The sequence below is a fragment of the Methylomonas lenta genome, from assembly GCF_001644015.1.
In the GTDB taxonomy this organism is placed as follows: domain Bacteria; phylum Pseudomonadota; class Gammaproteobacteria; order Methylococcales; family Methylomonadaceae; genus Methylomonas; species Methylomonas lenta.
The window spans coordinates 15,259-27,287 of record NZ_LUUI01000171.1 but is presented as its reverse complement, the minus strand read 5'-3'; the positions used below and the strand labels follow the sequence as shown (position 1 = coordinate 27,287).

Here is a 12,029-nt window from a genome sequence, read left to right as displayed (position 1 = left end):
AATCGATAGACTCCTTACCTGATCTAAGCTCTATTTCAAACTACTATTAAGCCTGATTGCCATGTGCGCACCACAAAGGTTTAAGCCGAATAACTTGTTCCTTCGGTTCCATCCTCCACTTTATAGACCTTGCAAGCCAACCCTCTGAGTTGGAAGTTGCCTTGTTCCTTATCACAGTATTCGTCAGAGTCATGAAGTATGACCGCATCCGCCGATTTCCAGAGACTCGATAACGCCGCACCAGGTTCTTCACTTCCTGTTGTTTCCGGGTACCACCAGCCATGAGGAACCCTGACTACGTTAGGATGTGTGTCATTACTGAGCCACGACCTGAGTTTGATTCTTTTTCCGCTAGTTGATTCCACCCATGCCCAATCCCCATCCGACAGGTCTATATCGTAGGCCGTATCCGGATGGATTTGCATGCGGGGATCCGGCTCGCGGCTACGCAGCTCTTTAGTGGATCGGCCTAGGCCAAAACTGTGAAACCAATAGTTTTCGCGCATGCCGGTGAAAAAAGTCAACGGATGCGTCTTAGCCAACTCCGGTTTCCTCACATGGCTTTCCGGTGGTTCAACCCAACTAGGCAAGGGATCATAGCCTAGCTCTTCGAAAATGCTTGAATAGAGTTCAACTTTTCCGCTAGGTGTGCCAAAGCCGGTTTTTTCGTATTTCTTGAAAGTTATTTCAGGCGCGGAAGCCCGAACCTGGGTTGATAATTTTTCCCATGTTAATCCCGCAGGCTTTAACCGTTCATCGTACGCCTCTTCCATGCTTGCCGGCCAATCCTTCTCTTGTCCCAGACGAACGCCAAGCTCACGCCATAGCATCCAGTCGTGCATACATTCTCCTGGCGCCTCCACTGCTTGCTCTCCCCCTTGATAGATTGGAATCCAATCCCAGTAATTGAACAGGTTCGGTCTTTCCAGCCAATGTGTGGCCGGCAGAATATAATCGGCGAGTTGGGCCGTGGGCGACTTGATAAGATCCATAACCACTAACAAATCCAGGTTCATCAACCCTTCGTAAATGTGAGTGGTGTTGGGGTAACTGTTTAAGGTGTTGTTACATTGCGATATAAGTGCCCTCAAGCGGTAAGGCTTGCCTGTTTTCATCGCTTCCCACATGCTTGCAGGGTGCGCCATCGCGCCGCCGGATACCTGGTTTGAATATTTTTTGCCCCAAACCTTTTCCATTGCTGGGCCGGTCTTTTCGAGTGTTTCCCAGCTCAAGAGCTTAAAGCGGTCAACACCGAGTTGTTTCTTGCGTTGTTCAGGCGATAGCCTCTCATTGAGTTCGAATTCATCATCCGATGAAATTTCCGGATGGTACCCCATTAACAGTTCGCCCCCGGGTACATCGAGATTACCGGTGATGGATCTCAATATGGTTAAGGCTCGTAAAGTCTGGGTGCTATTGGCATGGTGATCCGGTACTGCTCCCCAGGGGATCACAGCGGGACCAGTAGTGGCATACATTCTGGCAGACTCGCGAATCTTATCTGCTGGCGCTCCAGTAATTTCTGACGCCCACTCCGGAGTGTATTCCTTCACTCTTTCAGCGAGTTGTTCAAAACCAACCGTCCATTTTTCTACAAATTCTTTGTCATAGAGGTCTTCTTCGATGATCACATTAATCCAGGCCAGTAAATAGGCACTGTCCGTAGCAGGCTTAACCTGCAGAAAGATGTCCGCTTGATCACTATAGCTATTACGGCGTGGATCTGTGACGATCAGCTTTGCGCCCCTATCCAGGGCACCCTTAATCCACAGGTACTCAGCCGTCCATCTTTGCGGACCCGGAGCGTGGCCTAAAAGTACGATGCATTTGGTATTATGAAAGTCTGGAAACTGCCAAAAGCCGTAAGTCGCTTTACTGGGCACCGTGGAATTGGCTAAACACACGTATCCCGTCCAAGTCCAGTTCGGACTCCCCAGTAAGTTCATAAATCTTCGTGAGGCCGCACCGGCGTTAGAGCTCCAGCCATAAGTGCTGCCAATTGTTTCCGGGCCGTCTTCGGCTATCAACTGCTTCATCTTATCGGCAATCTCATCTAAAGCTTGCTTCATGCTAATTTGTTCCCACTGACCCGAGCCGCGCTCACCGATTCTTTTCAGCGCATGCGTTAATCGGTCTGGATGGGTAATGTACTTATTTGCGTTGGCCCCCTTGACACAGATCGAATTCGGCGTGAGGGCATGATCCGGATTTTTTTTAATTGATTTCACCTTACCGTCTTCAACGGTGACAAGAAGTCCGCAATTGATATCGCAAGTACTGCAGATGGCCCATTTCGTTTCTTTGCTCATTTTTTTAGCCTCTCAAAATTTTTCACTGACTAACAATCCTCTTCAACCAGACTTAGTTAATGCTGCTAATTCGCAGTGGCGATATAACGGATGAAACAACATAAATTTAGTCATTCTGGCTTCTTAGATACTGCTTGCCTATAGTCTAATAGATATAGACTATATATGATGACGAGCTGTCGTTAAATGCAACGGTAGAAAAATTAATCTACCTCTTATATTTAATAACATTTTTGTACCTGTTGTAGAAATACTATAGGGGGAATGCCGGTTTGTAAAATACTGTTTATCTATGTTTATATAGGCTAAGACTATTTATTAAATGAGGGTGTAACAGACCTGTTGTTTTATTATTATGGAGCATGGGTTTTTCTAACTTAGAAAAAGACATCTGCAACAGATTTAATACACCGCTCTTTCGCTGAGATTGGCTTAGATGTCCGCTTGGATTGCTTAATCAGTATTTTGGAATCATAAAAGTGACTAAGTACGTGTAATTAGAGCTCGCGCTTGCTGCCATACTCCGCAAAAAAAAGTGATTTTTTCGAGGCCCATTGCAGTTAATAGATCCTTCATTGAAACTTTTCGCCCTATCAATCCACCTTGCTGTATACCGAAAAGTACGTAGTTGCGTTTAACAACAAGCACCGCTTTAATCACTTGGGCAAAATCGACCTCAAGGAAATCCAGTCCGAGCCTTATTTGGATCGGTTGAACTGCGAACTTAGGGATACTCTGCGGGCAATCTGCCAGGACCAGGAAGTCAACCTCTACGCCACTTACCGTAGCAATAGCGAGGATTGGATCGTCAACTTGGTGCGCGCTGGCATGGGGGTTGCGTTGATGCCGGAGTACAGCCTGCCTGCAAACGCCGATGATGTGCGTTGCCGTTATTTGAGCAATCCGGAAATCAGCCGCCAGATATATGCGATTTATTATCCGAAGAATGAGAAAAATACTGAAATTAAGAACTTACTTACAGTTTTAATCCATAGGTAAACCCTATGTTTTCATAGGTAATTAGTCTTTTACAAATGCGCCTGACTTCTTATAATATTAATTCAGACACATCAATAAAAGGCTTGCGCTCATTAGCTTACCTTCCTAAAGCCAAAAAAATAATTATGTGTCAATCTTATAGCTATATGATAAGGCTATGGAAAGCAGTATAAATACCAAATATTTTGATCTGATTGACTGACTAGGCTTTTCTCAACTTCTTACTCTAAATAAGGTAATTTACGGCGAGACAGGATGTCTGTATCTGAGGTGGAACATAATGAATGATGTGAAAAAAATCTTGTTGGCGCTTGGACTACTTTTTTTATTGGTTCAATTCATTACATTTATACTAGTTGGAACCAAAGGTATTTGGTCTGGCTATTGATTTTTAATAAAGTAAGCCAAGCCTAAACCGAACAGGAAAAGTATTTCAGGCATTTTAACCGTATCAAATCACCTAAGTGAGCTTGTAAATAGTGGTAGCTAACGGCCCTAATTTGATACAGTCCTAATAAAAGGAGGAACAGATTTTGGAAAAAATAAATCAGTACGAATGCCTAACAGAAGCAATCCGTCAAACATTACTATTTGTGTATAAATACAGATACCAATTCGCACTAATTTTGGGGTTTATAATTGCCTTTTTTCCTTCATTAATATTTTTTTTCTACAGTGTTTTCGGTTTAAAGGAATAGCTTCCCATTGTTAATTTAGACCTTAGTTGTGTCAATTCATTAAATGTTATCAGACGATCAATTGATTTGTTGAGCATTTAACGAGAGACAGAAACCTTAAAAAAGACACGTCTTCGAAAAGCATAAGTTCGAAAAGATTGATATGAATGTAAATACCTGTAGAAACCCACGAAAATAAACCATAAGACTTGAAAACATCTACATTTTCAGTCTGGTTTATTTGTGAGTATCTGACCGCTTCAACCCGTACTAGATGATGAGTCGAAGTTCTTTGCAATCAGCCTACAGACATCGCTCAGGGTTCACAATGTAAACAAGATGGCCACGCTTTTTGTACTTTTTTTGTTGTGATTGATTTTGGATTAAGCTCAATGATAGTTCCGAAGCTTAATTGTGTTCAAGAGGGCTTTGCGTATGGTAGCTCATATTTTAAAAATGGTTTGGGCTTTTCTTTTTTTCCAATGCCCATTCCATAACCTTTCTTTACGTTTTGAATGACTGTTTTCAAGGTCTAATCGGACGTAAGCCAGAAATTAATGACGGTCTCTTGAAGGCCGCTATGAATAGTTATCTATCTATCTATAGCAGCCACTGTATAGGGTTAGGGAATGGCTTTCACCGTCCCTCCCTCCGAACCTGGTGATTAGCGAAATCAGAGAGGCAACCTATAAAGCCTGGGTGTTATAGATTTCGAAGCTAACAAAGCGACATGAAAACGAATGTACAAAGAGCGAGCCATCATATGCAGGTGGATGCTATGTAACTTCATTAGCTTCTGTATCTATATGCAATAATCGGTTTAAACAACGCATTCAATAACAATTATGGCGGCGAGTTGAGCCCCAATTCAGAGGCGGGGACAGAAAATCGGAACAGTTTAATGCCAAGCGAGTCGTTTCTCTTGGTGGAACTACTTCATCCTGAGTGACCGCTTTGGGGACAAGGGGCGGATCATGGTCGGCCTCTGAATGGCCGCTTTACGACTTAAACCTGCCATATACCTATGCTTCCTGTACGTCAGAAATTGGCCGATAGCGACTTTAGCTTCGTCGAATCCATTCAAATTTTGAACGTCAGCTATCGAGATGGGCGAATTCACAGTTTCGGCCACTTTGCGACATTCAAATATTTCAACGTATGGCCGCAGTGGCTCCAAAAGCAGCCATTAACGCCGCGCCCATTGAGCGACGTGATGGGCCACAATTCACTTTGGCCACTCTTTGTATTTTGATGGAAGAATCGTAATTTCATCTCTGGCCCAGATGTCGAAAATTGCTCGATGCCTAAAGTTGTCCGAATCGCTGTTACGATTCCTAAATTGAAGTAGCCACGTGTAGATGTCGGCGAGTTGCAAAAAGCGACTGAGGTGTGAATGCGTGAAATGCACCGAGTCAACCAGATTTAGAATATCTCGACCAAAAGCGAAATTAGTACCTATTTCTCGATATTCAGACAAACTCATCGCGTATCGCTCCGCTACACGGTCACTTTCTCTATCCCCAATCAGCATTCCCAAACAACTATTTGCCTTACATAGGTCATTTGCTCTTTCACAGAAAAACATAAATGCAACATCATCAGGAATCTGGTTTTCCCAAAGTTTGGCCACATTGATCTGAATATCAATTAGTTGCAATTGAGGCATAGACAAAATTTGCATTAAGCTATCGAATAAAGCAATTCGCCGATCAAACTCAGTCCACTCCTTAAAGTGATTCTTTCGGTGAAAGATTTCTGCTCCATGAAGTTCCGTACCACGTACCAGCCTAGAGTGCCCAAACAAATCTTCAACTACCTTGTTTATAGACGCCTCGACTACGCCAAGATGCTCTTCATCTATACCGACGCCTCCAATGTGGTAGTGCTTATAGCCTTCGTCATTTTTAGCTTCGTCGAAAAAAATTAGCTTCATGCCTGCTAGCCTTGAAGGCCAACGTTACGAATAAACAAGGGCGATAATTGCATAGCCGATTTTGCGGTCCGAGTTCAATTGTCCTGTTAGGAGAATATCAGGTGTTTAATAAGGAACATACCCGCCACTAATGCAAATATCACAGGGACCGAAAATTCGAAAATGCTGCGAGCAAACGCGGCTGGTTTTGACCAAGCATACAACCAAGCGATTCCAGGAACAGTGCTGTGTAGTTCATCATAATTATATTGGTCTTTTGGCGACCAATTGGCGTCAGACCCCGCAACTTGTTCCAAATAATCCTGGTATTTTTTTCTCCACACTAAGAAATCCGATATACCGTAAATAACAAACGCAGCCAAAAAATATAAGACTATGAGCAACATAAGAATAACGAAAACTTCTTGATCCGGTACTGAAAGCTCAATACCAAACGCTTCAAACTTTGTTGGAACCATCCCCGCCTTTGCAACCAGTAAGCCCACTGTGCTTGCGATTAGCAAATTTCGCCTTTCCTTTCTAGTGATTTCGTTCAGCGGGTCGTTTAAATAGTCAACGGGATTTGGCTCTATCATTTTTCGTTCCCAATAAATAATCCAGATAGCTCTGCATGCAATCGATAAGAATGATTTCAGGCGACAACAATTAATACTAAGCCATGACCAGCAGAAAATGGTCATTGTTACCAATGATTCAGATGATGGAAGTATTCACACATCAGGTCTCCATGGAAAAATATGATCAGCTTTCGAGTGTTCCCTGAATTTTACTCAACCCTCTCAGCTTAATGACATAAATAATTGAAATGATGTGGTTATGTAGTTTGCGTAATAAAATCTAACAGCGTAGTCATCAAAACTCATCAACTTCTGCTTCCAAACTAACATCGACCTGCTCAATTGGTTTTAGGTATGGCTCTAATAGTCCATTTACCCAATCATCTGCTACTTCCTGTTCAGTTCGATCATCCAACTTCCCTGGCCACACTGTATGCCCCAGAAAGTGTTGCACTAAAATTTCTCGTATAAATCTCCCTAGTGGTATTCCGTTTTTATCAGCCAAATCCTGTAAATCCGCTTTCAGTTTGGATGGTAACCGGAGTTTACATGGAATGATGTTCTTCCCAAGACCCGGAATAACCTCGGAAAGAGCCACGCGGGAAAATCGGATGTCAGTATGGTAAGACTTTGGCGGCGGCACGAAATACAAGCCTGTTTTATGGGTTCGCATCTGTAACAATTCATGTACACCGTAAAGATAGACAACCAAAAACTCACGCAAATATTGTGACTCCTGGCAACCGGTTTCCTGTACAGTTTGGTGCAACGCGATACGCAGTGGCTCAGGCAACCAAAGCCGCAACTCTGCATCGTTATGATGCAGCTCTGAAATGCCTCTATCACCTTCATACAAGGCTGTTAACGCACAATTGTTTTCACCTGGATGACTCTTGTTTTTCCAGAAGAAAAGCCATTTCAACATAAAAGTCCCCTATTTATTTCATTGTGATCGAGCAATCCATTCGAGTAGTCTTGTAATTCAACCAAAAGCTGAATCGCCGCGGCCTTGGTAAATCATCTCACAGTGCTATCCGAGCCCAAATAACAAGGATTGCGTTTAGCCGTGTACAAAAATTTGAAAATATAATAGGGTTTAGACAAATGGAAAAAATCGACGAAATCCCATCTCAAACTATCGAGTCTATCTCATCGTTTTTAGAAAGCATTGCCGAAAGATATATCGGTAACGAAAACATCTTATTTCGAGGCCAACTCGATCATGAGTGGGATCTTACACCTAAAATTGGTCGACTCAAGCTCAGATATAGGCATTGTTCATCCTTGTTGAGTACAGAGCAGAAACTATTTTCGGACTTTGAACGCTTGGCAGCATCCCAATTACGATCTCGACAACTTCAAAGCAAATGGGATACTTTAGCACTTGGACAACATCACGGGTTACCTACGCGATTATTAGATTGGTCATCAAACCCGCTTGTTGCTTTATGGTTTGCAATTGAGCGGCCAGCAGAATCTGATGCCGCTGTTGTTTGGGCTTATGGTGCATCAGAAAGCGACTTTGTGAACGACACTGACGACCCATTCCAACTACCAAAGACAATGATATTTAGGCCTCAGCATCTTGATGAAAGAATTATTGCTCAATCTGGTTGGTTTTCGGTTCATAATTATTCGGAGGAAACCAAGCAATTAAGCACGTTTGAAAAAATAAATGGGCAAAATATTCGGTTACACAAATTTCTTATTCCAAAGGAGAAATTTGCGCCAATCCGCGAAGAATTAGCACGATGTGGAGTAACGCGCGCTTCGCTGTTTCCTGATTTATCTGGTCTATGTCAACATTTAACCTGGAAATATGAGTTTTTTCCTGATGAAGATGAGTATGACTTATGTTCAAGCATCCTATGACAATACGTTAATTATTCCAACTAACGATCATCTATTTGGTGATAAAACTGGATTCCATGATTTCAGCAATCGATAATTTGCATTTTTATAGTGAATTAGAAACTTATTTTTCTTGATTATTGCTATGCCCGGCCTATTCTCATCAATAAAACAACTGTTCTCCGAAACCTCTAACCAATCCCCGCCGCAGCCTGTCGCCTCTCCAAGAGTCGAATCGAAGGCGGAAAAAGCGGTGCGTCATCGGGTGGATGCGCTGGCTTTTGTTGAACAGAAACATCGCGAAGCTCATTACCAGCAACGTAAGCAGGATGAATGGCATCGCCGTTATGGCAAACAAAAAGCCGCAGAACTTAACCAGTTGAGCGGCACGGAATTTGAAATATTTTTGGCTGGATTGTTTAGCAGCCATGGCTATCAAGTCGAACTGACGCCAACCACGGGTGATTACGGAGCGGATTTACTACTGTTCAAATCAGGGCAACGGATTGCTGTTCAAGCGAAATGTTATACAGGTAGTGTTGGCGTGTCTGCTGTACAGGAAGCATTAGCCGGAATGGCATATTATCAATGCCATGCAGCATGGGTAGTTACGACAGGCAATTTTACGACTAATGCCGTCGAGCTGGGCTATAGGTCCAACGTACAGTTAGTGGATAGCACTGAGCTGGGTAAATTGATCAAGCAACTTGAAAACCAAGGTTAGCAAGCCATGACGGAATATTTGCCCGTAGTAAAATCCAGCCAACAATTGACTATCAAAATTAATACTGCTTCGACTTTGTTAGGCCGTGGGCTGGCAACTATTCAAAAAACACAATTAACCATTTCCGATCAAGATGCGCGTTATCGTGAGGCGCGTGATATATATGACCGTATTACTGGTGATGGCCTGTATCGTTGGTTTAATCCCGAATTACTACCAGAAACTAGAACTCAATTTGACCTATTTTCTTATGAACCTGCGAATGCATTGCAGTCTTTCATTGATCAAACGATTCAATTAACTGATGCTTTTCGACAGCTCAAGCAATTAGCTGATGAAGGTTATGGCAAATCGTATTTTATACTCGCAAGGATGTATTGGGGTGGACAGGGAGTTGCAAAAGATGTTGAGAAATACAATTTTTATATTAAAAACGCCTTTCAATGGCTTTTCAGTAACCGACAACTAAATGATCCTGAAATATGGCGAGATTTGGCCAATGCGAATGAAATTGGTTTAGGCGTCGAACAAAACTATTCTCAAGCTGTTTATTGGTATCGAATGGCAAGTGTTCAAGGGGACGCCAGGGCGCAAAATAAGCTTGGTCAAATGTTCGAAAATGGCCAAGGTGTAGATCAAGACGATGAGCAAGCCGTGTATTGGTATCGCATGGCAGCTGTTCAAGGTAATGCCAGGGGGCAAAATAATCTTGGTCGGATGTTCAAAAACGGTCGAGGCGTAGATCAAGACGATGAACAAGCCGTGTATTGGCATCGCATGGCAGCTGTTCAAGGAGATACCCGTGGGCAAAATAATCTTGGTCAGATGTTCGAAAACGGTCGAGGCGTAGATCAAGACGATGAACAAGCCGTGTATTGGTATTGCATGGCAGCTGTTCAAGGGGATGCCGTTGCTCAGTCTAACCTTGGCTGGATGCTTCGAAATGGGCGAGGTGTAGATCAAGACGATGAACAAGCAGTTTATTGGTTCAGCAAGGCCGCTGAGCAAGATTATGCTCACGCCCAATCCCGCTTAGGTTGGATGCTATCCCATGGTCGAGGCATCGCGCAAAATGACGAAAAAGCAGTATATTGGTATCGCAAGGCAGCTGACCAAGACTATGACCACGCTCAATACCTATTAGGTTGGATGCTTTTCAATGGTCGTGGAATCATACCAAATGACGAACAAGCAGTTTATTGGTATCGTAAAGCGGCAGACCAAGGCTATGCTCCCGCTCAAAACAGTATGGGTTTCTGCTATTTGGACGGCAGGGGTGTAGTGCAAAGTAACGAACAAGCCGTTGCTTGGTATCATGAAGCTGCTAAGCAAGATAACGCTCATGCTCAATTTATGTTAGGTAATTTTTATAAAATCGGATTCAATCTCAAACAAAATATTACGCAAGCAGTTCATTGGTATCGCAAAGCCGCCGAACAAGGACATACTGAATCCAAACAACGCTTAGAGGAATTAGGCATCAAGGACTAAAAATCAATGCTCCCTGAAGAACAAGAACTCGCAAGACTGGAAACCGACCAAGCGACGTTAGAAGAACGTGTGACCTATTCCGAATTGGAACTGGAAACCTTAAAAATCGAGTTATCCCAATTCCAGTACCGTTATTACCAAGGCCCAGGTCGTTTATATGCCGAATTAGACGATTGGGAAGCGCGAATTGCGATGGTGGAAGCGGGTATGCATCCAGATGATGTAGAAGCACAGTTTCGCGCTCAAGCTGCCGAGGAACAGGCCAGACGCTCCGCCGAAGAAGCAGGCATGATTGAGAAAAGCCCACCTCCGCCACCTGAAATCACCCCGGAAACCAAACAGGCTTTTCGTAAAGCGGCCAAATTGATGCATCCCGACCGCGCTACTACAGATACTGAACGTGAGCGCCGAAACGTGATGATGGCTAAAGTAAACCGAGCTTATGAAAGTGGCGACTTGGAAACCATCGAAAAATTAATCGTGGAATTTGGTCAAGATCCAGAAGCGATTCAAGGCGATGATTTAGGCGCACGCATGATTAAAGTTATTCGCCGGGTTGCTCAATTACGCAGTCGGGCCGAAGAAATTGACAAACAACTGTCGGAAACCCGGTCCCATGAATTATACGAGTTGATGGTGACCGTTCAACAAGCGGAAGCATTGGGTAGTGACCCTATCGGCGATTTGGTACAGGAAATCCTACGGCAGATTTCGGAACGAAAAATCAGGCTGGAAATGATGACGCTAACGCAAGAGCCAATCGGGAACGGGCTGAGTGCTTAATATCTTGCTATCAATTTGTACGCTCTATTTGTCATTAATCATGTCAGGTAAACGTAATGTCTCGTGAGCCAATAATCGATACCGCACCCGGTAAAGAGCTGATTCCGTTAATTTTTGATGGTAAATCGGCCAGTGCTTACACAGATTTTTATAACATCCGCAAAGTCTGGTGTGATGGCTTTCCGCTCATTCATGACCGGATGGTGACTTATGGTTTTTTGGATGATGTATGGTTCAAGCAAGAGGTTAAGCACGCATTATTTGAAATGGCCACCTATATTGCGTTACAAGAAAGCGACGATTGCTTTTATTGTGCCTTGTTTGCACTGAATGAGCTGATGCCCGATGAGCAAATTATCCAACGGCCATTGGGCTATGGTGAAAAGTTGCTGCAACTGCGAGAGAGATGCAAAGCGTTAATTCACGAACCGAATTTGGCTTGTACATGGAATGGTTTGCTTACAAAATCGAGATGCCTAAAACCAGTTGAACCTGATGAGTCCTATGACACTCGGATTAAAGATTTGATGCTGTGAGGCTGATAGCGACTTAAAACCTATTCTAATTGGGCTGGCCGCTTTGATTCGGTCTGCAGTCATTCGGTTTTTGTGGTGAACGGCGCTTTTGGGTCGTAACTTGACGGTTAATTTCAATAAAATCAACCATTGCCAGCGGTCGGTTTGAGCGTCCGTCAATTGCATTTAA

Annotated in this window: 10 protein-coding genes; 6 read left to right on the top strand and 4 right to left on the bottom strand. The window is 43.4% G+C overall.

Annotated elements, in window-relative coordinates; all coding sequences use genetic code 11:
- Positions 1-80: 80 nt before the first annotated feature.
- Positions 81-2,309, bottom strand: coding sequence for a molybdopterin-containing oxidoreductase family protein (locus A1359_RS21705; protein WP_066988327.1), 2,229 nt, complete (start codon positions 2,307-2,309; stop codon positions 81-83).
- Between the two features lie 603 nt (positions 2,310-2,912).
- Here A1359_RS21705 and A1359_RS21700 point away from each other — a divergent pair.
- The gene (locus tag A1359_RS21700; protein WP_408606573.1) at positions 2,913-3,308 is read left to right on the top strand and encodes a LysR family transcriptional regulator substrate-binding protein; all 396 of its coding nucleotides are present in this window, start codon (positions 2,913-2,915) and stop codon (positions 3,306-3,308) included.
- Between the two features lie 1,902 nt (positions 3,309-5,210).
- Here A1359_RS21700 and A1359_RS21695 read toward each other — a convergent pair.
- From A1359_RS21695 to A1359_RS21685, 3 genes are all read right to left on the bottom strand, one after another.
- Positions 5,211-5,918 (bottom strand): DUF3800 domain-containing protein, encoded by a 708-nt coding sequence (locus A1359_RS21695; RefSeq protein ID WP_066988325.1) that lies wholly within the window; start codon positions 5,916-5,918, stop codon positions 5,211-5,213.
- Positions 5,919-6,004: 86 nt separating this feature from the next.
- On the bottom strand, positions 6,005-6,493 hold the full coding sequence (locus tag A1359_RS21690; RefSeq protein WP_066988323.1) for a hypothetical protein: 489 nt from the start codon (positions 6,491-6,493) through the stop codon (positions 6,005-6,007).
- A gap of 277 nt (positions 6,494-6,770) precedes the next feature.
- Entirely contained in the window at positions 6,771-7,400 is a 630-nt protein-coding gene (locus A1359_RS21685) for a hypothetical protein (protein WP_066988321.1), read from the bottom strand.
- Positions 7,401-7,579: 179 nt separating this feature from the next.
- Here A1359_RS21685 and A1359_RS21680 point away from each other — a divergent pair, with 179 nt between their 5' ends.
- The 5 genes from A1359_RS21680 (at position 7,580) to A1359_RS21660 (ending at position 11,860) form a co-directional block, all read left to right on the top strand.
- On the top strand, positions 7,580-8,347 hold the full coding sequence (locus A1359_RS21680) for an FRG domain-containing protein (protein WP_066988318.1): 768 nt from the start codon (positions 7,580-7,582) through the stop codon (positions 8,345-8,347).
- A 124-nt stretch (positions 8,348-8,471) separates the two neighbouring features.
- Positions 8,472-9,050: a restriction endonuclease gene (locus tag A1359_RS21675; RefSeq protein ID WP_066988316.1), complete on the top strand. Its 579-nt coding sequence runs from the start codon at positions 8,472-8,474 to the stop codon at positions 9,048-9,050.
- A 6-nt stretch (positions 9,051-9,056) separates the two neighbouring features.
- A complete protein-coding gene (locus tag A1359_RS21670; RefSeq protein ID WP_066988314.1) occupies positions 9,057-10,541 on the top strand; it encodes a tetratricopeptide repeat protein in 1,485 nt (494 codons plus the stop codon).
- Positions 10,542-10,547: 6 nt separating this feature from the next.
- Positions 10,548-11,324, top strand: coding sequence for a J domain-containing protein (locus A1359_RS21665; protein ID WP_066988312.1), 777 nt, complete (start codon positions 10,548-10,550; stop codon positions 11,322-11,324).
- A gap of 56 nt (positions 11,325-11,380) precedes the next feature.
- Positions 11,381-11,860, top strand: coding sequence for a hypothetical protein (locus A1359_RS21660; protein ID WP_066988310.1), 480 nt, complete (start codon positions 11,381-11,383; stop codon positions 11,858-11,860).
- The last annotated feature ends 169 nt before the right edge of the window (positions 11,861-12,029 follow it).